Raw genomic sequence first — 21,431 nt, 5'->3', positions numbered from 1 at the left:
CCCCTCGGACGCCGGGTGGTCGGCGCTCGGTACCGTATGGCCCATGCCCTCGCCGCTGCGCAACCCGCGCCTGGCCGCCGTCGCCGCCCGCGGCGTCCAGGCGCTGCACTCCGCCGCCGGACGGCGGCTCACCGTGGCCGCGCGACACCGGCTGCCCGAGTATCCGGGCGTGCCCGAGCCGCTCGTGGTCCCCACACCGCACGGGGAGGTGACGGCCTGGGCGTACCGGCCGCCGGAGGAGGCGGGCCCTCCCCCGCCCGTGTACGTGAACCTGCACGGCGGGGGCTTCGTGCTTCGGGGAGCCGACCAGGACGATCCCTGGTGCCGTCTGCTGGCGGCCGAGGCGGGCGTCGTCGTGCTGAACGTCGACTACGACGTCGCCCCGCAGGCGCGGTTCCCCGTGCCCCCGCACCAGGTGCACGCGGTGCTGGACTGGGCGGCCGAACACGGCGCCGCTCACGGGTGGGACGGACGACGCCTGAGCGTCGGCGGGCAGAGCGCCGGCGGCGCGCTCGCCGCGGCGGCGTCCCGGCTCGCGTTCGAGCGGGCGCGCCCGCGGGTCGCGCTGCAGGTGCTGCACTACCCGCCGCTCGACCTCACGGTCCCCGCGGCCGAGAAGCACTCCCCCCTCGCCAAGCCGCTGCTGCGCCCCTGGATGGGTGACATGTTCGACGCCGCCTACATCCCCGACGCCGGACAACGCGCCGACCGGCTGGCGTCACCCGCGGCGCCGTCGGACACGGCGGACCTGACGGGGATCGCCCCCGCCGTGGTGATCGCCTGCGAGCACGACATCCTGCGCGCCGAGGCCCGCCGCTACGCCGACCGCCTGGAGTCCGCGGGCGCCCTCGTCGCCTACCGCGAGATCCCGGACAGGGACCACGGCTACGACATCTCCGACGACGCCACGGGCCGCGAGACCTACACGTGGATCGCGAAACTCCTGCGCGAGACCCACGCGACCGCCTGACCCGACGCCACCAGATCGGGCGGCGTCTACGCCTCCAGGCGCACCAGCTCGCGCGTGAGGTGGCGGCGGACCGCGAGCGCCGCGGCCCGGCCCGCGCGGTTGCCACCGATGGTGCTCGCGGAGGGGCCGTAGCCCACGAGCTGCACGCGGGGGTCGCGGGCGGCGGTGACCGCGGTCTGCACGTCGGCGGTGCCCGGCAGGAGCGGGATGCCGCCGTGCTCGCTGCGCAGGTGGAGCGGGGCGAGGTGGGTGACGGCCGGGCGGAAGCCGGTGGCCCAGAGGATCGTGTCGACGGGCTCGTAGGCGGACTCGTCCGGGTCGCGGGCGTCGTCGTCCCAGCGGACGCCGCCGGGTTCGATCCGGGAGAACATGGGGCGGCGACGGTCGTAGACGCCGAGGCGGGCGGCCGCCTGCTCCTGGGGGCGCAGGGCGAGGCCGGTGACGCTCACGACACTGGCCGGCGGCAGGCCGGCGCGGACCCGTTCCAGCACCTGGCCGACGGCCTCCCGGCCGTCGAAGTCCTCGCGCCAGACCGGTTCGCGGCGCGTCACCCACAGGGTGTCGGTGATCGGGCCGAGCTCCCCGAGGAACTGCACGGCCGAGGCGCCGGCGCCCACGACGAGGACGCGTCTGCCGCGGAAGTGCTCGGGGCCCGGGTAGTCGTGGGTGTGGAGCTGCTCGCCGGCGAACGTCTCGGCGCCCGGGTAGTGCGGCACGAACGGGCGGGTCCAGGTGCCGGTCGCGTTGACGAGGGTGCGGGCGAGCCAGGTGCCGGCGTCGGAGCGCACCTCCAGCAGGTCGTCCCGGCCGGTCACCGAGCTCACGCGGACGGGCCGGCGCACGGGCAGGCCGTGCTCGGTCTCGTAGCGGCCGAACCAGGCGGGCACGGCCCGGTTCGCGCGGTCCGTCGACCGCCCGGGCGCGGGCCCGTCCGGCAGGTCGGCGACGCCGTGGACGTCGTCCATGGTGAGTGAGTCCCATCGGTGCTGCCAGGCGCCGCCGGCGCGCGGCTCGGCGTCGAGCACCACGTGCGCGATGCCGAGCCGCTTCAGGTGGTACGACGCCGACAGGCCCGCCTGGCCGGCTCCGATCACGACCGAGTCATACACGTCCACACGGGGCACAACCCCACGCCCGGCCGTTCCATGCCCGGATGTGACCAGCCCGACGGCCGGCCGACCCGGTCACGGTCCCCCGGCCACGACAGGCCCGTCGCGGTCCCAGGAGGGAGGGCAGACGGGGGCGAGCCGATGGGTGGTGCCTGCGTGTCACGCCATCTCGGGGACGTGGAGGTGGGCGAACGCGACCTCCATCTCCTCGACGCCCTCGACGGTCGCGTCCACCTCGCTCGCGATCCGCTCGCGAACGTCCGCGGCCATGTCGCGGCTCGCCTCGATCCCCCCGAGTCCGTCGAACGCCGCCGTGCCGACGATCCGGCCCGCGCCGCGGTCGACCATCAGGCTCGCACCGCAGAATCCGTCGAACTCCTGGATCTGCGGCAGGGCGGCCATGCGGAACAGGTCGATCGCGTGGTCGATCATGCCCGGGTCGCAGGTCAGCCAGGTGAGTCGCGCCCAGGCGCCGTCGGGCACGGGGTGGTCGTGGTGCACGACGGCGACCTCCCACTGGTGGACCTCGCTGCCGCCCGTGCCGCCGAGCGCCCGTTCGGCCCTCTCCCGGAGCGGGCGCACGGCGTCGGCGCTGGCCCGCATCGCGTCCTCGGACCGCCACGAGGTCGTGGCCACGACCCGGCAGATGTCACGGTCGTAGAGCACGGACATCCCGGCGCAGCCGTCCATGGCGGTGACCGTCGGGTAGATCTCCTCGCGAACGAGCCGCAGGCCCTCGTCGAGCATGGCGGGGTCTCCCCGCACCTCGGAAGTGCGTACGTACATGACAGGCTCCCAGCCTCGGGGCAGCGCCCGGACGGCACTGCCGTCCCTCCCACACTCCGCCGCCGGACGACGGCGTGCAAGCGGAGACCGCGCCGCCGACCGCACCGCCTCCCGCACCGCTGGTCGTCACGGGCAGAGTTCCGGGTCCGAGGAGCCTCTCGGGCCGGCGGGGGCGCCGTGGGTGAGCGGTTCCCAGGCCGTCAGGAGCTCGTTGGTGCCGAACGTGCGCCAGGCGTCGTCGTGCCGCCGCGACCACGTCATCGGGCAGCCGAACCGGCCGGCGAGGACGGACAGCGCGGACGACGGCAGGTACTCCAGCCGTCCGTCGACCGACCCGCCGCAGAGCCAGGACGGCACCGCGTCCGTGAGCTCGATCTCGGCGTGCAGCTCGAACGCCGCCGCCAGGCGCGGGCCGACCCGCGGGTACAGATCGTCGCCCTGGATCGACGTCGTCATCAGGACGTGCGACATCGCCGTGAGGCCCAGGGTGGTGTGGCTGAGGTCGCGGCACGTCTCCTGCGCCACGCCGTTCCGGAAGTCCCGCTGGCCCTGCCAGAAGGCGATGATCTCGTGCTCGGTGTCGTACGGGCTGCCGGACGCCTCCCGCGGCAGGTCGCCGTCGGACTCCAGGTAGACGTACGCCCGGGCCCGGTTGCGGAACACGGACACGGCCCGGTCGTAGACCTCCCGGTCGTCGAGGAAGACGGCGATCCCGACGGCCGCCTCCGTCATGGCCAGCTCCCAGTTGCCGTTGGCGTACGAGCGCTCGGTGACCTGCGGGAGGTAGACGTCGCGGAGCATCCTCTCGAACCGCTCGGCGTCCGTCTCGGGCCAGCCGCCGCCGGTGTGGCGGATGATCTCCGCCGCCCGCGCCCAGATCGCCCCGGCCCAGGCGGCCTGGAGGCGGGCGTTCGTGTTGGTGTGCCCCCGGATCGTCGACGACCAGGCGTTCATGATCTCGATCGACTTGCGCGCGTGCGCCTCGTCCCCGGTCACGACCCAGGCGAGCGCCTGCGCGTAGGCCGCGTGGGCGTCACGGCGCTCCTCGGTGCAGCCGTGGTCCGGGTTCTGGTGTCCCCCGCACTCCACCACCGCGCGGGGCTCGGCCCGGTGGTCGAGCGATCCCCACTTGGATCGCATCATCTCGGTGAAGACCTGGGCCGCGGGATCCTCCCCCGCCTCGACCCGGCGCCTCATGGCGTCGAGCAGGACCTCGTCGACGAACACGCCGGGATGGACGAAGCCCTCCCCGGCCGGCTCGCCGGATCCGGCCTGCCCGGATTCGCCCTTGCCGGACCGGGGCGCCGGCCGGACCTCGCTCACGGCGTCCGGGACGTCGGGCGCGCGCGTCCGGCCGGACTCGGCAGACTCGGCGGACACAGCGGTCTCGGACGCCGCGCTCGGCGTGACCGTCGGCTCGGCGAGCGCGCGCTTGACGCCGACGGGGCTCTGGGCACACCCGCTCACGGCGATCAGCACGGTCAGCACCAAGGCGACGGAAAGGCGCACGACAGAGAGCCTGACATAAAGAACGGAAATCGGTGCGGTAAACACGGCGCGGGGCCCTCGGCCCGTCAACACCATGGCGCTGCACCGTCGCCGGACCGTCAACGGGCCGCCCGCGAACGCGGCCGCGCGGAACTCGGCCGGCCGGGCCCGCGGTCTGCCGGTCGCCCGGCGACACGAACGATCGGCCGGCCGCGCCCGCCACGAGTCTCTCAGCTGGTCAGCACCACCAGCCGCTGCGTCGCCCGGGTCATCGCGACGTAGCGGTCGACCGCGCCCTCGATCCCGGTCCCGTACGTCTCCGGGTCGACCAGGACCACCAGGTCGAACTCCAGGCCCTTCACGGTCTCCGGCGTCAGCCACCGGACCCGCTCCACCCCCTCGAGCCCATCGGTTCCCTCGAACGCGGCGCCCTGGAACGCGGCGCCGGCGACCACGCACGCCGTCCCCTCGGCGTGCCCGGCCAGCCATTCCCGCAGGACCGCGACCAGATCCGTCGTCGGCCCGTACCGAACCGGGACGCCGGTGCCGCGGACCGACGTCGGCACGTTGGCGTCCGGGAGCTCCGCGCGGATGACCGGCTCGGCCTCCGCCATGACCTCCTGGGGCGTGCGGTAGTTGATGCTCAGCGACGCCTGCTCCACGCCGGTGAACCCGACCCGCTCGAGCCGTTCGGGCCAGGACTCGGTGAACCCGTGCCGGGCCTGGGCCCGGTCGCCGACGATCGTGAAGCTGCGCGACGGGCAGCGGGCCAGCAGCATCTGCCACTCCGCGTCCGTCAGCTCCTGCGCCTCGTCCACGACGACATGCGCGAACGGGCCGGCGAGCAGGTCGGGGTCGGCGGCGGGCAGCGCGGCGTCGTCGACCAGCGCGGCGCGCAGGTCCTGTCCGCGCAGCATGGACATCACGCCCAGGTCGGAGTCGTCGGTGGCGATGAGGTCCTCCACGACGTCGGACATGCGTTCGCGCTCGGCGGCCGCCGTCGCCTCCTGTCGCCTGCGACGCCGGGAGGCCTCCGGGTCGCCCAGCCGCAGCCGCGCCGCGTCCAGCAGGGGCAGGTCCGACGTCGTCCACGCCTGGGCGTCCGGACGCTGCAACCGGCCGACCTCGTCGCGGGTGAGCCAGGGCGCGCACCTGCGCAGGTAGGCGGGCACCGACCAGAGATCGCCGACCAGGTCCGTGGGCTCCAGCAGCGGCCAGGCCCGGCCGAACGCGCGGGCCAGGTCGCGGTTCGCCGCGAGCGCCCGGCGCAGCGGGGCATCGGCGGGTTCGCCGGCCAGCCCGTACGCGTCGAACTGGTCGTCGGCGGCGGACGCGCCGGCATGGTCACCCGGGTACCCGCCGGAGTGCTCCTCGGCATACGTGTCGGTGCCGGTGTCGACACCGGCCCCGTCGTCGGCCGCGGCCGCGACGGACTCCGCGAGCTTGTCGGCGAGGACGTCCACGAGCGCGTCCCAGACCTGGTCGCGCGCGTCGTTGTGGGGCGTGCCGGGCTCGGCCGCCGCGAACGCCTCGGCCCAGTCCTCCGGGGCGAGCCAGACGTCGTCCCAGGGCGTCTCGACCAGCATCCCCTCGCTGGGCGGCGTCTCGTAGAGCCCGACGGCGGGTTCGATCGCACGCACCATACCGGCGGACGCCTTGAGCCGGGCCACCTCGGGATCGGTCTCGGCGGCCGCGGTGACCCCCTCCGGAACGAGGTCCCGCAGCGTGCTGGTCCGCACGCCTTCCTCCCCGAGGCTGGGCAGCACGTCGGAGACGTAGGCAAGGTACGGCTGGTGGGGGCCGACGAACAGGACGCCGCCGCGCCGGTGCCCGAGGCGCGGGTCGTGGTAGAGCAGGTAGGCCGTGCGGTGCAGGGCGACGACGGTCTTGCCGGTGCCCGGGCCGCCGTCGACGACGAGCGCGCCGTGCGAGTCCGCACGGACGATGGCGTTCTGGTCGGCCTGGATGGTGCCGAGCACGTCCCGCATCCGGGGTGAGCGGCTCGCCCCGAGGCTCGCGACGAACGCGGACTGGTCGTCGAGCGCGGCGTTCCCCTCCAGGCCGTCCGCGGTGAACACCTCGTCCCAGTAGTCCGTGATCCGGCCGCGCGTCCAGCGGTAGCGGCGTCGGCTCACCAGTCCCATCGGGTCGGCGTGCGTGGCGGCGAAGAACGGCTCGGCGGCGGGAGCGCGCCAGTCGACGAGCAGGCGGCGGCCGACGGCGCCGTCGTCCGTGAGGCCGAGCCGCCCGATGTACACGGTCTCACCCTCGGTCGTGACGATGCGGCCCAGGCACAGGTCCACGCCGTACCGCCGCAGGGTGCGCAGGCGGGCGGTCAGCCGGTGGACCTCCTGGTCACGGTCGAGCGCCTGCTGGCCGCGCCCGGCGGGTGTCTTGCGCGCGGCGTCGAGGCGGGCGGTCAGCTCCTCGATCGAGCGCTCGATGCTCTCCGCGACGGCGGCGAGGTACCGCTCGTCCTTGGCGATCAGTGCCGGGTCGTCCTTCGCCGCGAGGCGTTCGGGCAGGTCGAACACACGGGTGGTCAGGGGGTTCATGTGCGCGCTCCGGTCGCTCGTGCCCCGGTCGGGGCATGGGTGCGGGATTCCCGCCAGGTCCGTGGCGGGCGGGACCGTGGCTCGGGTGCACCACTGTGCGGCAGGAGGGGGGCCTTGCCGCAAGACCCCCTGTGCGCTATACGTTGAAAAGGGAACGGAGGGCAAGCCTCTCCGTTCCCGTTGTGCTCGTGTGGTCGGGGGCTCTCCGTACTCCTCTCCGCAGGGGGTCGCACACGTAGGCACACGGGGCTATGCCTGGCGCCTGCAATGGGAGTCGTCGGCGTGTCGCACACGTGAGTGAGCCGCGCGTTCTAGGTTCGAAGCGTGGCAGGCCGCGAGGACGCGTTGGTGTACTCGGCCTGGCGGACTCCCTGGCCTGGTGGTGGGACTGGTGCACGCTCAAGAGCGTCGACCCGACCTCGTGCGACGCCCGCCAGCTCGCATTGTTCGTCACGGACTTGCAGTCGGTGCCCAAGGAGCTGGGCCTGGCGAGCGTGGTGCGCGCGTTGCCGGGTGATCCACGGCGCCGCGCCGCCTCGACGATCGCATTGCGGTGCGTGCACATCAAGCAGTAGCGCGTGGGCACTGGCCAACGGGCGTGCGAAGCTAGCGGCCTCACCGAGATCGACACGACGGCGATGCCGCGCCTGGCTGGCCCGATGCTGCGGCGGTGGGTGAACCGGTTGGAGCTAGCGGGCGCCGATCCGGTCGCGGAGTGGTGGCGGGACGAGGTCAGGTCGCCGTCGTCAAGCCGGGCTCGTTGACCAACAGCGCGATGCGTCTGGGTGACATCACCCCGCCGTGGTTGCGGGACCTGGCCACAGAGGTACTCCGGGGCCGGGTCGGCAGCTCGACCGAGCAGGCGGGCCGGTACCCATGCGTGGGGATCCCCGGCGTGGACCTCGGCGAGCGGCGGATCAACGTCGACCAGCTCCAGATGCGCCTGTCTCGCCACACCTACCTGCAGCAGACCCGACTGTGCCCACTACGTGGCCGACCCAGCAACATGCCGGAGGTGGGTGTGTCAGAGGTTCTCGGCGATGTGCTTGATGGCGGACAGGCGCTGGTCCCATGCGGTGCCGATAGCGTCGAGGTGGCGGGCCATGGCGCTGAGCTCGGCCCCGATGACGTGGTACCGCACCTCGCGGCCGACGTGCACGGTCTCCACGAGGCCGACGTCGTGCAGGACAGCGAGGTGTTTCGCGATGGCCTGCCGTGTGACGGGTAGGTGCCGGGCCAGGGCGGACGCTGAGGCGTCGCCCTGGCCGAGGGCGGTCAGGATGCTCCACCGGGTCTCGTCGGCCAGGGCGCTGCACATGGCGATCAGGGTTCCGTCCGGCGGCGTTGCGCCGCTCATCCGTGGTCCTCGAGCAGGGCGACGAGCTTGTCGAGTTCCCCGTCCCACCCGCCCCGGTGGTCGGTCATGAGTTGTTCCGGGTTGCTGGTGTGCTCAAAGCCGGTCTCGACGACCGTGAGCCGGGTGCCGCCGGAGATCGCTTCGAGTGTGAAGGTGAAGACCGTCGCGCGCTCGTCGTCGACGGTGTCCGACAGCGGGCCTTCCTCGTTGCACCAGCGGTAGGAGACCTCCCGCGGAGGTTCGAAGGTCTCGACCCTGATCGGCACCCGACGCTCGCCCAGCCAGCCGATCGTGCCGACGGCACCGGTGCCGGAACCGGTGAGGGTGACCTGGCCGAACCACTGCGAGATCAGCTCGGGTTCGGTGACGGTGCGCCAGACCTTCTCCAGGGACGCGTAGATGAGGATCGTGCGTCGCACGGTGAAGGTGTCGATGTCGATCACTGCCTGGGGGTTGCGCGTGTTCTCCATGATTGTCTCCGTCTCTTGTGTGTCGCTGGTCAGGGGGCGGTGGCAGGTTCGGGTCGAGGTTCCTGGGGTTCGGCCGCATGCGATGAGTGCACGGGGCGCAGTGAGCGGCTGGCGATCGCGGCGGCGATGGACGCGGTGGCGAGCGTCGCGGCGACGACGATCGCCGCGGGGACGTCACCGATGTCGACCGCTTGCCCTCCCGCGAAGGCTCCGATGGCGTCGCCGAGGTTCCCGGCCGACGCAGGCAGCGACGCGGCAAGAATGGCGCCGGGGCCGGCGAGGTGTTCGACGCGGTGCTGCCAGGGGCTCGTGATGCCCGCGCCGCACATGCCGAGACCGAGCAGGGCAACCACCGCGACCACAGGGTTCGCTCCCCACAGGACGAGCAGGGTCAGCGAGGCGGCGACGGCCAGGGTGCCGAGGGCCAGGGCGCGTGGGGCTCCGGTGTCGGCGAACCTGCCGCCTGCGAACGAGCCGATCGCCGCGGCGATGCCGAAGCCCATCAGGCATACCCCGACCCATGGTCCGGAGATCCCGGCCACGGTGCCCAGGAACGGGACGAGATAGGTCTGCGCGGCCGAAGTGCCGGCGAACAGCAGGACGCCCACGGCGAGCACCGCGAGCACGCGTGGGTGGAGTGCGAACCGCAGCTGACCCAGCATCCGGACCTCGGCCTCGGCCGGTACGCGGGGCACCGCGAGCAGGGCGACCAGGAGAGCGGTGGTGGCTGCCAGGACGAGGGCGAGGAACGACACCCGCCACCCCACCGCTTCGCCCAGCAGGCGGCCCAGTGGCATCCCTACCGCTCCGGAGACGGCGAACCCGGAGATCACGACCGCCATTGCCCGGCCGACCCGTTCCCGCGGGACGATCGAGGTCGCCGTGGTGATCGCCGCTGCGATGAACAGTCCCTCCACGGCGCCGATCACGACGCGGGCCGCGATGAAGGTCTCCAGACCGGCGCCGAGGGCGGGTAGCAGGTTCAACCCGGTGAACACGGCCAGAGCGGCCAGCAGCACCGGCCGCCGGTCGAGCCGGGCGGTCACGAACGTCAGCAGCGGCCCGCCGAGTGCGATCCCGATCGCATTCGCCGAGACCAGCGCGCCCACCGCTGACAACGGGACGGCCAGGTCTGCGGACATCAGGTCGAGCATGCCCGCCACCAGCATCTCGGCACACCCCATCACGAACGTCCCCGTGAACAGGACGCCCAGGACGATGGCCGCTGGTGAACGACCTCCTGCGGAACTCCGTCGGTCAGACATCGGGACCTCCTAGATATGCAACCCGTTAGTTGCATTCAACCATCACACAGTCGTCGACTAATTGCAACCCCTGGGTTGCATGTGGCGGAGAAGGCTGCTCGGAAGTCAGCGAGCAAGGGCGCGGCGATGCGTTCGGTGTAGTCGGTGTAGTCGGTGCCGTTCAGCGTGCACGCGACCGGAGCAGCCCCGGTGGTCGCCGATTGCGTCACGAGGCGTAGCTGGCGGCGGGGTCCATTCAGGAGCGCGCACGACGCGTCACAGGGCTCTTCGCGGTCGGGCAGAGTGTCCAAGTGCGCGACGGCGGTGGTCAGGGTGTCGCGCAGGGCGCGTAGGGGGGTGAGTCGTTCGGCGGTCTCCTGGATACGTTCGGCGAGCATCGGCCGGTAGGTGGCCCGCACCGTGTGGCAGGGTTCGGATTCCCACACGTGACCAGGTCACGCACCGCGGTAGGGGCAGGTCCAGGTGCTTGGCCTGGGCGACGAACGCGAGCCGGTCCAGCGTACGGGCGGTACCCTTCGTCTGCGCGGGTGGCGGGCAGCAGGCCCTCGGCCTCGTGGTAGCGCAGGGTCGAGGCCGGTACCCGGGGCGAGCACCAGCTGTACGAGCTGCACGATCAGGAACAGGCCGAGCGCCGGAGGAACCCCGATGTTCCACTCCACCGGTGCGCAGCACTCAGCGCTGCCGCGTGCCTCTGATCCGGCCCGTAGTACCCGGTCCGGGGGCCTGCGTGGGTCCAGGGGCTCTGGGGCAGCAGGCGCAGGCCATCGCGCGAGCGGACTCAAGACCCAGATTCAGTGCAGAAGGTCGAAAACCCCCGACCACACATCCTCCGAACCCCGCCCCGCGTCAGGTCCCTGGCGCCGTCGGGACCAGCACCGTCGTCAGGTCTCCCGAGCCCAGGTGGACGAGCGCCTTGCCCGGCGCCACCTGGCTCGACACCGCCGAGCGGGGCAGGCTCGCGCCCACCAGGTCGCCGTCGAACCGGTCCTGCGGGCTGAGCAGCGCGCCGCGCCGGTTCTTCTTCGCGTCGACCTGCCACCCGGAGAACCCGCTCGCCACCTCGGACGCCTCCCCGCCGAGCACGAGCGCGCGCCGGTGGTCGCCCGCCGTGCGGAACCACGAGCGCAGCCAGCCCTTGGCCGGGCAGTCCGCCACCAGTTCCGCGTCGTCCACCAGGAGGACCACGGGGGCGCCGTCCGGCTCCAGGTGGGGCGCGAGCGCCTCCTCGGTCAGCGCCTCGGGGTCCGTGAGCACGGTCCGCACCCCGTCGCGCCCGGCGAGGTCGCGCAGCGGGCTCGGCCGTGGCGCCGCGACCACCAGCTCGGTCCCGCCGCGCAGCAGCGACTCCGCCATGACGGCGAGCATCGTGGAGCGGCCGGACCGCGCCGGGCCGCCCACGATGAACGACGGCGCGTCGCCGGCCAGGTCCATCCCGAACGCGGTCAGGTCGTCGCCGCCCACCCCGAGCAGCGCCCACATCGGCGAGGCCGCCTCCGGCCCGGCGTACCGGTAGGCGGCGTCGACCGTGATGGTCGACGGCAGGTCGTCCACCCGGAACGGCCCCGTACCGGGAGCCACGACCTCGCGTTCCCGGACGCGCGCGGCCGCCGCGCGCGCCGCCGCGCTCTGCGCCCGCCCCGAGGGGTCGTCGCCCAGGATCGCGATCTGCGTCTCCGTCCCGCTGCCGCCGCGGTAGGCGCGGCCCGGCGGCACCTCCTCCGGCAGCTTCTTGTGGTTGATCCCGGCCATGCCGTAGTCCATCCGGTCGGTGAGCCGCAGCACGACGACGTCGTCGGTGAGCGTGCTCATCCGGCCGGTGAGCAGCGCGCGGTCGCCGGAGATGATCAGGTGGATGCCGGCGCTGGCGCCGTCGCGCATCAGCTCGGTGACGATGTCGAGGAGCGCCCCGCCGTCGGCGTCGCCGTACGTGGTCAGGAAGCTGTCCCACCGGTCGATCAGCACGAGCGCGCGCGGCAGGCGGTCGGCCGGGTCCGCCGTCTCCCGCTGCTCGGTGACGTTGGCGAAGTTGCCGGCGGCGAGCACCTGCTGACGCCGGCCCAGCTCTGCCCGCAGGCGCGTGAGGAGCCGGCTGGCCCGGTCCGCCTGCCCGCGTTGCACGACGGCGCCCGTGTGCGGCAGCTCGTCCAGCACGGCGAGCGCGCCGTTGCCGCAGTCGAGCGCGTAGAGGTGCAGATCGCGCACGGACATGGCCGTCGCGGCCGCGAACGCCGTCGTGCGCAGGGCGGTGGACCGGCCGGTTCCGGCGGCACCGACGACGTACCGGTGCCCGAACTCGTCGAGGTCGATCTCGGCGGGTCCCTGCCGCTGCCGGCCGGGCTCGTCCTCGAGGGCCCACGCGAACGCCGACGGGTTCGCCGGCTGGGCGATCCCCGCGAGCGGGAGCAGTCCGGGCAGCGGCGGGAGCCAGGGTTTGCGGGGTTCGGCCCAGCCGCCGTCGCGCGCGGCGGCGCGGAGGGTGTCGACGAGCGCGGCCAGGTCGGTCTCGACCTCCTGCCGCCGTTCGGTCCTGCGGGGTCTCGGGGCCGGGTTGCCGAGCTCGGCCACGGCGACCCGGCCGGCGAACGGGGGCGGCACCGCGACGACGTCGGCCCGCGTGAGCCGGCGCCCGCCGACCCGGGCGGACTGGAACGGCACGACCGACGACGCGCCGAGTCGCGCATAGGCGCGTCCGGGCTGGGACTTGGTGATCTCCGAGGCGTCCGGGGCGTCGATGACGTCCTGGGACTCGCTCTTGTCGGTCATGCGCAGCGCGACGCGCAGGTTGGTGTTGGCGCGGATCTCCGGCGAGACGACGCCGGACGGCCGCTGGGTGGCCAGGATGAGATGGATGCCGAGGGAGCGGCCGCGCTGGGCGATGTTGACGAGCCCGGTGACGAAGTCGGGCAGCTCGCGGGCCATGGAGGCGAACTCGTCGATGACGATGAGCAGGCGCGGCAGGGTGGGGCCGGCATGACCGCGGTTCTGGGCGTCGAGGTAGTCCTCGAGGTCCTTGGCGCCGATCGCGGCGAGCACGTGCTCGCGGTGGGTGAGCTCGGCGCGCAGCGAGTCCAGCGCCCGTTCGACGAGGTGGGAGTCGAGGTCGGTGACCATGCCGACGGTGTGCGGCAGGAGCTCGCACCGGCTGAACGCGGCGCCGCCCTTGTAGTCCACCAGCACGAAGTTCATGGTGTCGGGCGTGTTGACGACGGCGAGCGAGGCGACGAGGGTCTGCAGGAACTCGGACTTGCCGGATCCGGTGGTGCCGCCGACGAGCCCGTGCGGACCGTCCTTGATGAGGTCGAGACCGAACGGCCCGTCGAGGGAGACGCCGACGGTGGCCAGCGTGCTGCCCGCGTTTCCGATGCCGCGCCAGCGGGCGGCGAACAGCTCGGCGTCGGCGTCCTCGATCCCGAGGACCTCGACGAGGCGGGCGGAGTCGGGGATCATCCCGGCGCCCTCGGTGGCCGTGACGTCGTGCACCGCGGCGACGGCACGCGCGACCGGCTCGTACCAGTCGTCCGCGACCTCGTCGGTGGTCACGGCCCGCAGGTCGTCCGCGTCCTGGCGGCGCAGCGTCATGGCGCCGTCGGGCCGCACCTGCGCGACGACGGTGCACTCCTCGGGCAGGAGCTGCTCGTCGCCGTCGAGGCAGACGACGCTGACGCCGACGGCGGGCCCGTCCCGCAGGATGGCGACGACGCCGGGCAGGGCACGCAGCCGGCGGGCGCCGTCGAGCACGACGACGACCTGCGGGCCGAACCCCGCCTTGGCCCCGCCGACCTCCTGCGTGGCCGCGCGCCGCTGCGTGATGATCGCGTTCACCTCGGCGACGCGGGCAGCGAGCGTGTCGGTGCTGGTGCCGAACAGGGCGACGGCGTCCTGCCCGAGGCCGGGACGCACGTGCGGCAGCCAGGCGGCCCAGGTCCACTGCGCCACGTGCTCGGGGCTGGTCAGGACGTACACCTGGACGTCGCGGGGGCTCTGCAGGACGCCGAGCTGGCCGACGATCCAGCGGGCGCGGCGGCGCGGCCAGTCGCCCGGCCCGGCGATGCCGACGACGCCGGCCTCGCGCAGCGACACCGTGACGGGGACCGCGTTGACGGTGGCCTTGGTGCGCCGCCGGTGCTCGGGCTCCTCCGCGTCCTCGACCTCGACGCGGCTGGTCGCGTCGGCCAGGCCGAAGCGGACGGCAAGGTGGTCGGCGTCGGTGTCGCGGCGTTCCCAGAGGCGGCGGGTCGGGGTCGTCGCGATGATCCGCAGTTCGCCGGCACCGGGGCTCGACATGCGGCGGCGGTGCTGCTCGAGCCGCACGGCGTCGAGCACCTCGGCCTCCAGGGTGGCGCGCTCCTCGGCGTGCTGCCGCAGGCGTTCCTTGTGCGTCGTCTTCCCGTTGCGCTTGTTCATCCACCAGTTGCCGAGCCCCATCAACGGCGAGGCCAGCGCGAACATCAGGAAGTACGGCGACTGGAACACCATGGCCATCACGACGCCCAGCACGGCCGGCATCGCCATGGCGAGCCACGGCAGCGGGTTGCGCGCGGGCGGCGGCGGTTCGGCCGGGAGACGGAAGTGGGTGGCGGGGTCCGGCGGCAGGAGCCGCGGCGGCCGGTTGTAGTCGAGCGTGCCGGGCTCCTTGCCCGGCCGCAGGTCGGCGTCGGCACGCGTGGCGGACTGCACGGTGAGCACGCTCGGGCCGAGCCGCAGCTGGGTGCCGGCCGGCCATTCGACATCGTCCTCGCCGAGCGGCTCGGCGAGGCGGTCGTGGTGCACGGCCTGCCCGGCCGATCGCGGTTCCGGGATCCGGCGCACCGTCACGCGTCCGTCCAGCGCGACGACGACGGCCACGGCGGGCAGTCCGCCCTCGCGCCGCTCGTCGACGCGCACCCGGCCGTCCGGGCCGATCTGCAGGACGGACTCCCCCACGCCCAGCCGCACGACGGCGCCGGCCCCGAGGCCGCCCGTGACGCAGAGGTCCACCGGCCCGCCGCCCCCGGCGCCCTGGTCCGCCGGCGGGGTGAACGTGATCCGCGCGCCGTCCCGCAGGCCGGAGTCGGCCGCGAGGACGGGCTCGCCGCCGGCCGCGGTCGCGGGGACGGCGACGTCGTCCACGAACAGGGCGGCCCCACGGGGCGCCCCCACCTCCGCCGCGATCCGCTCCGCGAGGTCCGCCACCGGCGTCGCCTCGTCGACCTCGAGCCACAGCAGCGCCTCGCGCACCCCGTGGTGCGCGGTGATCAGCACCCGCATGTCAGTCGCTCCCGCGGCGCACCGCCGCCTGCTCGTCGTACCGCACGTGCGGCAGGAAGCCGCTGCGCAGCCACCCGTCGTCGCGCGCCGTGAACCGCCACTTCGCCGCCGACCACGAGCCGAGCACGATCACGACCCACCCGAACGCGGGATCGGCGAACCGCTCGGCCAGGAAGTCCTTGTCCGCCGACGACGGCGGCTGCGACAGCACCAGCACCCCGCCGTCCCCGACCTCCATCTCCTGCTTGACCTGGTCGAACCCGCTGACGTGCTCCACCTGGTCCGGGCGCGGCAGGCCGTCGCCGACCATGACCACCCGCGGCTCGCCGGACCACGGGTTCCCGGTGAACTCCCCGAGCCAGCGGCGCAGCACCTCGTGCCGCGCCCGGACCGAGCCGTCCAGGCTGACGACCCCGCGCGCGAGGGAGAAGTCGACCAGCACGCGCCCGGTCTCGCTCATCCCCAGGTTGACGAGCCGGGCGAACTGCGCCGTCGACCCGTCGGACACCGGCGCCGCCTGCAGCTTCGACAGCGGCGCCATCCAGCTCTGCCCGTCCTCGCTCACCGCCCAGGGCTCGGGACCGACCGAGGCGGGGTTCGTGAGCCGCAGGCGCAGCGTGCTGCCCTCGATGAACACCCCGGTCACGCCGGGCACGTCCAGCCCGTCGCGCTCGCACGCGGCGATGAGCGCACGCAGCGCGTGGTCCACGGTCCAGGCCGCGGAGGTGTCGGTGCGCAGCACGCTGTCGTCGAACGGGGTCCGGTCCCTGCGGCGCTCCCGCAGCGTCCGGCCGAGGCGCACCGCGGCCAGGACCAGTCCCGCCAGGACGAGGAGGCCGCCGACCGCCAGGAGGACCGGCCCGAGGACCGCGCCGACGGCGCTGGTGAGCTCGCTGCTCTCCGCCTCGGCCGACTCCGGCGCCGCCAGGCTCGGGCTGGGCGAGGGCGACGGCGACGGGGAGGGCTCGTAGCCGGGCAGCAGGCCGAACCTCACGCCCTTGCCCACCGCGTCCTCGGGCAGCCGCAGCACCCATCCGGGACGCAGCTTGTGCGGGTCGGCCAGGAATCGCCCGTCCGGCTGGCGATGGCCCTCGGTGAGGTCGACGATCTCGGGCCACCGCTCGGCGTCGCCGAGGAACCGGTCGGCGATCCCCTCGATCTTCTCGGGGTTCCCGTCCTGCTTCTTCTTGACGACGTAGTAGACGACGGAGCCCGGCGGTCCCTCCCGCTCCGGGACCGGGCGCTCGGTCGGCGAGGGCGACGGCGGTGCGGGGGCCTCGGTCGCCGGCGGCGGCGCGGGGCTCTCCTGCTCGGGCGCGGGCTCCTGCTCCGGCTCCTCCTGCTCGGGCTTCTCGGTGGGTTCCGTCTTCTTCGGCTTCTCGGGCACCGGCGTGCCGAAGACCTGGAACTCCCAGAGGGAGTGGCCCGCGATGCCGTTGCGGGTGATGCCGAACATCCGCACGTACCGGCCCCGGCCGGACACGTCCAGCACGTCGGTGCCGCCGTCGGCCGGGTCGACCGTCGCGAGGGTCGTCCAGGTGGCGGCGTCGTCCGACACGTCGATCGTGTAGGCCGTGGAGTGGGCGGCCTCCCAGTCGATCCGGATGCGCCGGACGTCGGCCTTCACCTGCAGGTCCACCCAGATCCACGACGGGTCCTCGTGATGGCTCGCCCAGCGCGTGGCGAGGCTGCCGTCCACGGCGTGCTTCGCCACCAGCTCCGGGTCGTTGTTCTCCACGGCGGACACCCGCACGGGCTTGCCCTGGCTCAGCAGTTCCGGCTCGGCGGCGGCGGGTGGGGCCGGGACCAGCCACGTCGCCAGGAGCGCGGCGGCCAGCAGCGCGGCGGCCCGCGCCGGGGCCCTCCTGGCCGTACCGGTCCAGCCGGTCTCGTTCCCGCGCCGCCGCGAGGTCGCGCGCTGCCTCGTCGTTCCGTGATGCCTCGTCGTTCCGTGGCGCCTCATCGCTGGTCCACCCGCCGTACCGCCGTCTGCTCGTCGAAGCGCACGTCCGGGAGGAAGTCGCTGCGCAGCCACCCGTCGTCGCGCGCCGTGAACCGCCATCGTGCGACCGGCACCTGTCCGAGGACGATCACCACCCAGCTGAAGCGCGGGTCGGCGAACCGGGAGTTCAGGAGTTCCTGCTGCGCGGCGACGGGCGCCTGGGACAGGACGAGCACGCCACCCTCCCCGAGCACCAGCTCGGGGACGACCTGTTCGAGGCCGGCGACGTGCTCGGCGGTCTCCTGCTGCGGCAGGCCGTTGCCGACCATCACGACGCGCGGGCTGCCGGACCAGGGGTTGCTCGTCAGCTCCCCGAGCCAGCGCCGCAGCGCCTCGTGCCGCGCCCGCGTCGAGCCGTCCAGGCTGATGATGCCGCGCGCCCGCGCGAAGTCGATCATCACACGGCCGCTCTCCCCGACGCCCAGCGTCACCAGGCGCGAGAACCCGCCCAGTTGCCCGTCCGACGCCGGCTCGGCCTGCAGCCGGGCGATCTGCGCCGTCCAGGTCGTGCCGCCGTCCCCCGCGATCCAGGGCGCCGGCGCGGAGTCGTGCGGGTTCTGCAGCCGCAGCCGCATCGCCGGGCCCTCGATGAACACGGCCGTGAGCACGGGCACCTCGATCCCGCCGCGCTCGCACGCGGCCACCAGGACGCGCAGCGCGCGGTCCGTCATCCAGGCCGACGACGTGTCGGTGCGCAGCAGGCTGTCGTCGAACGGCTCGGCGGTGCGGCCGGCTCGCCGACGCCGCAGGAGCAGGACGACGCCGGCCGCCAGGCCGCCGGTCACGAGCAGCGCGCCGAGGGTGATCAGGGCGGGGACGAGCCAGCCGGCGGGGCCCGCGCCGTCGTCGCCGGCGTCCGGGGCGGCGGCATCGGTCGCTCCGGGGGCGGTCGCGCCCTGCTCGCCCGTTCCCGGCGCGCCCCCGGGCTCGGCGGCGGGCGGGGTCACCTCGAGGAGGGGGCCGGTGCGGATGCCGTCGCCCTCGGCGTCGTCGGGCATCAGCAGGATCCAGCCGGGCAGGAGCACCTCGGGCGTGGTGACCGTGGTGCCGTCGGGCTGGACGCGGCCCTCGTTGAGCTCGAAGATCTCGGTGTACCGTTCGCCGTCGCCGAGGTAGCGCTGGGCGATCTCGAACAGGAACTCGGGCTCGGCGTCGCCCTTGTCCTGGACGACGTAGTACTTGACGTCCTCGCCGTCGGCGGCCGCGGCCGCTGCCGTGGGGGCGGACAGGACGGCCGCGATCACCGCGAGAGCCAGGGTGATCAGGTGGCGGATTCGGGACACTGGTGCTCCGGGCTGTCGATTCGTCTACCGGCCGGCGGGGCCGGTCCCGTCGAGGGGCGTGAGGGGATGCGCGCCGGGGCCGGCCCAGCGGAAGGTGGACATCAGGGCGTCGAAGAAGATGACGAGCGCCTCGGACACCAGCTCGCCCTCCTCGGTGTTCCAGACCGTGCTGAAGGACATCACGAGCCAGTCGCCCTCGGCGTCGTCGCGGGAGATCACGTAGACGACCTGCTTGGTGGACACCACGGGGAAGTCGCCCTCGTGCCGCACGTCGTGGGAGGTCGTCGTGACGCGGGCGCCGGGGCGGCCGTCGACCTCGACGAGCTCGCTCTCGTCGTAGTCCTCCCGGAGGATGCTGGCCGCCACCTCGACCGGGTTGCTGCCGGCGTCGGCGACGAGCTCGGCCTCGGTGATGGAGCAGGGCGTCATGATGCCGTTCAGGGGCTCGGTCGGGAGGTACACGGCTCCGGCCCCGGCCTCGGTGGCCTCGGTGAAGGTCTCGCGCAGGGCGTCGCGCATCAGGTGGCGGTGCGGCTCGGCGGAGTCGCGCGGGAGGTCGTCGGGCAGGGCCTGGCGGACCACCTCCTCGATCGCCTCGTCGAGCTCGCGGGCCTGGTCCGGGCCGGTGGGGAACCGGACCCATCCCGGCGGGAAGAACATTCCCCAGACGTCTGTCGGCTTGGCTCCGGCCAGGGCGGGGTTCTCGGTCATGGTCCACTCCGGACGATCTTCACGGCGGGCAGCAGCTCGTCGAGCAGCTCGGTCATCAGGCCGGCGACGAACAGGTCCTGGGAACGCCAGACGAGCACGGTGTCGGCCAGGACGTCGTCGTGCTCGGCGCGGCGGCCGAGGGCCACGCTCACCCAGGCCGTGCCGCTCTGCCCGCCGAGGTCGAGCCGGGTGACCCGGACGCCGTCGCCGTCGGGCAGGTCGAGATGGTCGATCTCCGGGGGTGCGAGGGGCGCGCCCCCGGTGGCGCCCAGGGCGGCCATGAGCCCGTCGCCGTCGTCGTCGAGGCTGCTGAGGCCGACGGCGACGAGGACGGGGATGGGCGTGCACCCCAGGACCCCCACGGCGGCGACGACCCGGTCGCCGGCCGGGGCGACGCTGTCGGCGAACTCCCGCAGGTTCCGGACCGAGTCGGCGGCCGTCCGTTCGAGCTCCGCCCGGAAGTCGTCCGGGAGGTCGAGGTTCCGGTACTCGTCGTCGACCACCTCCTGGGGGGTGATCGAGTCCGCGACGAGGGTCAGCGCCTCCCGCTCCCAGCGGTCGACGACCTCCGGGGGATCCTCGCCGGTCGCGGGCACCGCGAGCCACCCCGCGGGGGGTTCGACGTTCCAGGTCCAGTCGGTGACGCGGGCGTGCGTCCGTTCCGCCGCGCCCATCAGCGGTCGTCCATGACGTTGTTCTCGCTGTAGAGGCCGCTGTAGTCGGCGTCCTTCCACCAGTCGAACGTGCTGCGCAGGTCGTTCGGGCTGAAGTTCGTCGGTGTCACCGCCATCCCCCAGAGCGACGTGATCCAGCCGAAGCTGAAGGCCCACGGCCCGAGCTTCGCGTAGAGGGGGATCTTGGCGGGGGCTCCGCCGAGAAGGTTGACGATGTTCAGGTCGATCTTCTTCAGGTCGGTGATGTCGTTGACGCTCAGGACGCGGTCGCCTCGCCAGCTGCCCCGGACGAAGACGTCCCCGAAGCGCGACTTCTCGACGCTCCAGAAGTTCTTCGTGTAGAACTTCCAGAACGGCGGCTTGACCGTGGTGTTCCCGATGAAGTCGTCCCACCGGTTGAGGTTCTGGGTGATCGTGTGGAACTGCCGGTCGAGCGATCCCAGCAGGGACCGCTCCGCGGGAGAGAGCGGATTGAGGCGCCAGGCGGGCATCGGCCTGCTGAAGTTGATCGGGGGGACCGGCCTGCTGAAGTTGGGAGGCAGGCGGGCGCGCAGGGTCTCCCGGAGCCGGGAGACGGCGGCGAGCCGGTCGACGGCCGCGTCCCGCCAGCCGCCGCCACGGGTGGCGACCTTGATGCTCTGCAGGCCCTTGAGCGCGCGGGTGGCGACGACGCCGACACCGATGAACGCGATCCCCACGACGCCGATGATGACGCTCAGCCAGCTGCCCTCGCCCCAGGCGGCCAGAATGGTGCTCGCGATCGTCGACAGCACCGTGACCACCACTCCGAGCAGCGTCACGATGCCCAGGCCGGGGATGAGGATCGCGAGCACCGCCAGCGCCATCCCGATGTAGCCGAGGATCTCGACGATCTTCTTGAGGACCTTGGCGATCCTGTGCCGGAGCGCCTCCTGCCAGGAGTGGTGCAGCCCGTCGTCGCCCCAGTTCTCCCTGATCTTGGCGGCCGCTCTCTCGGCGGCCCCCCGGAGGGCCTCCAGCGCTCGGTCCGACTTGTCCTTCGCGTCGGCGATCTTCGTCTCGGCCTTCCCGATCGCCGCCGTGCGGTCCGACGACGCCTGGCGGTCCTCGTCGGTGAGCGGATCGTCCTCGGGCCGGTCCTCGTTCACGGGATCGGGCATCCCCTCGGCGTGTCCGAGCTCCCGGTTGGCGGCCTCCGCCTCCTCGAGCGCCTGCCCCGTCAGGGTGCGCGCGGTCCTGAGCTCCGGCTGGTAGCCGACCAGTGCGTCCTTCACGTCGGTGTACCGGTCGGCCACCTTGGACAGCGCCTCGTTGCTCTCCCGCGCGCGTTTGCGCATCGCGTCGGCCGCCTGTCCCTTGAGGAGCCGGACGTCGCCGTCACCGATCCGTTTCAGCAAAGCGGCCTGGTCGGTCATCGCCTGGGCGATGTCCCTGTAGTGGCTGATGATTCCGTCGAGTCCCTCGGCCGTGGCCGGGACGGGATCGGAGTCATGACCGAGCAGGTTCCATTCGCCGTCACGAGCGCCGCTCATCCA

At 73.4% G+C, this 21,431-nt stretch carries 15 protein-coding genes; 1 reads left to right on the top strand and 14 read right to left on the bottom strand.

The features are described 5' to 3' along the window. Nucleotides 1-43 precede the first annotated feature (43 nt). A complete protein-coding gene (locus tag IIE03_RS16360) occupies nt 44-970 on the top strand; it encodes an alpha/beta hydrolase fold domain-containing protein (RefSeq protein ID WP_192863821.1) in 927 nt (308 codons plus the stop codon). A 26-nt stretch (nt 971-996) separates the two neighbouring features. On the opposite strand, the gene IIE03_RS16355 is transcribed toward IIE03_RS16360, so the two are convergent. From IIE03_RS16355 to IIE03_RS16290, 14 genes are all read right to left on the bottom strand, one after another. Next, nucleotides 997-2,085, bottom strand: coding sequence for an NAD(P)-binding domain-containing protein (locus IIE03_RS16355; RefSeq protein ID WP_192863820.1), 1,089 nt, complete (start codon nt 2,083-2,085; stop codon nt 997-999). A 153-nt stretch (nt 2,086-2,238) separates the two neighbouring features. Further along, nucleotides 2,239-2,865 (bottom strand): antibiotic biosynthesis monooxygenase, encoded by a 627-nt coding sequence (locus IIE03_RS16350; RefSeq protein ID WP_192863819.1) that lies wholly within the window; start codon nt 2,863-2,865, stop codon nt 2,239-2,241. Between the two features lie 126 nt (nt 2,866-2,991). Further along, nucleotides 2,992-4,374 carry an alginate lyase family protein gene (locus IIE03_RS16345; RefSeq protein WP_192863818.1) on the bottom strand — a complete coding sequence of 461 codons (1,383 nt, stop codon included), beginning with the start codon at nt 4,372-4,374 and terminating at the stop codon, nt 2,992-2,994. A 209-nt stretch (nt 4,375-4,583) separates the two neighbouring features. Beyond that, complete coding sequence (locus IIE03_RS16340) at nt 4,584-6,908, bottom strand: HelD family protein (protein ID WP_192863817.1); 2,325 nt, start codon at nt 6,906-6,908, stop codon at nt 4,584-4,586. Between the two features lie 1,024 nt (nt 6,909-7,932). After that, nucleotides 7,933-8,265, bottom strand: a complete 333-nt coding sequence (locus tag IIE03_RS16335; protein WP_225997877.1) for an ArsR/SmtB family transcription factor — start codon at nt 8,263-8,265, stop codon at nt 7,933-7,935. Continuing rightward, a complete protein-coding gene (locus IIE03_RS16330) occupies nt 8,262-8,735 on the bottom strand; it encodes an SRPBCC domain-containing protein (RefSeq protein WP_192863816.1) in 474 nt (157 codons plus the stop codon). The genes IIE03_RS16335 and IIE03_RS16330 overlap by 4 nt, the downstream gene beginning before the upstream one ends. A 29-nt stretch (nt 8,736-8,764) precedes the next feature. Beyond that, entirely contained in the window at nt 8,765-10,000 is a 1,236-nt protein-coding gene (locus IIE03_RS16325) for an MFS transporter (RefSeq protein ID WP_192863815.1), read from the bottom strand. A gap of 35 nt (nt 10,001-10,035) precedes the next feature. Further along, entirely contained in the window at nt 10,036-10,398 is a 363-nt protein-coding gene (locus tag IIE03_RS16320) for a hypothetical protein (protein ID WP_192863814.1), read from the bottom strand. Nucleotides 10,399-10,846: 448 nt separating this feature from the next. After that, nucleotides 10,847-15,247, bottom strand: a complete 4,401-nt coding sequence (locus tag IIE03_RS16315; protein WP_192863813.1) for an FtsK/SpoIIIE domain-containing protein — start codon at nt 15,245-15,247, stop codon at nt 10,847-10,849. 1 nt (nt 15,248) lies between these two features. Continuing rightward, complete coding sequence (locus IIE03_RS16310; RefSeq protein WP_225997876.1) at nt 15,249-17,210, bottom strand: discoidin domain-containing protein; 1,962 nt, start codon at nt 17,208-17,210, stop codon at nt 15,249-15,251. Further along, entirely contained in the window at nt 17,207-18,532 is a 1,326-nt protein-coding gene (locus tag IIE03_RS16305) for a LysM peptidoglycan-binding domain-containing protein (protein ID WP_192863812.1), read from the bottom strand. The genes IIE03_RS16310 and IIE03_RS16305 overlap by 4 nt, the downstream gene beginning before the upstream one ends. Before the next feature lie 24 nt (nt 18,533-18,556). Beyond that, nucleotides 18,557-19,243, bottom strand: a complete 687-nt coding sequence (locus tag IIE03_RS16300; protein ID WP_192863811.1) for a hypothetical protein — start codon at nt 19,241-19,243, stop codon at nt 18,557-18,559. After that, a complete protein-coding gene (locus IIE03_RS16295; protein ID WP_192863810.1) occupies nt 19,240-19,917 on the bottom strand; it encodes a hypothetical protein in 678 nt (225 codons plus the stop codon). Before IIE03_RS16295 ends, IIE03_RS16300 begins: the two co-directional genes overlap by 4 nt. Continuing rightward, the gene (locus IIE03_RS16290) at nt 19,917-21,428 is read right to left on the bottom strand and encodes a hypothetical protein (protein ID WP_192863809.1); all 1,512 of its coding nucleotides are present in this window, start codon (nt 21,426-21,428) and stop codon (nt 19,917-19,919) included. Before IIE03_RS16290 ends, IIE03_RS16295 begins: the two co-directional genes overlap by 1 nt. Nucleotides 21,429-21,431: the final 3 nt, after the last annotated feature.

The sequence above is a fragment of the Myceligenerans pegani genome (assembly GCF_014892515.1).
In the GTDB taxonomy this organism is placed as follows: Bacteria; Actinomycetota; Actinomycetes; order Actinomycetales; family Cellulomonadaceae; genus Myceligenerans; species Myceligenerans pegani.
Note: the sequence above shows the minus strand (reverse complement) of the source record. Positions and strands in the feature narration are given on the sequence as shown.

Coding starts and splice junctions, on each gene's coding strand:
- IIE03_RS16300 (WP_192863811.1), bottom strand. CDS start 19,243: ATGACCGAGAACCCCGCCCTGGCCGGAGCCAAGCCGACAGACGTCTGG.
- IIE03_RS16325 (WP_192863815.1), bottom strand. CDS start 10,000: ATGTCTGACCGACGGAGTTCCGCAGGAGGTCGTTCACCAGCGGCCATC.
- IIE03_RS16315 (WP_192863813.1), bottom strand. CDS start 15,247: ATGCGGGTGCTGATCACCGCGCACCACGGGGTGCGCGAGGCGCTGCTG.
- IIE03_RS16350 (WP_192863819.1), bottom strand. CDS start 2,865: ATGTACGTACGCACTTCCGAGGTGCGGGGAGACCCCGCCATGCTCGAC.
- IIE03_RS16335 (WP_225997877.1), bottom strand. CDS start 8,265: ATGAGCGGCGCAACGCCGCCGGACGGAACCCTGATCGCCATGTGCAGC.
- IIE03_RS16330 (WP_192863816.1), bottom strand. CDS start 8,735: ATGGAGAACACGCGCAACCCCCAGGCAGTGATCGACATCGACACCTTC.
- IIE03_RS16340 (WP_192863817.1), bottom strand. CDS start 6,908: ATGAACCCCCTGACCACCCGTGTGTTCGACCTGCCCGAACGCCTCGCG.
- IIE03_RS16295 (WP_192863810.1), bottom strand. CDS start 19,917: ATGGGCGCGGCGGAACGGACGCACGCCCGCGTCACCGACTGGACCTGG.
- IIE03_RS16360 (WP_192863821.1), top strand. CDS start 44: ATGCCCTCGCCGCTGCGCAACCCGCGCCTGGCCGCCGTCGCCGCCCGC.
- IIE03_RS16290 (WP_192863809.1), bottom strand. CDS start 21,428: ATGAGCGGCGCTCGTGACGGCGAATGGAACCTGCTCGGTCATGACTCC.
- IIE03_RS16310 (WP_225997876.1), bottom strand. CDS start 17,210: ATGAGGCGCCACGGAACGACGAGGCATCACGGAACGACGAGGCAGCGC.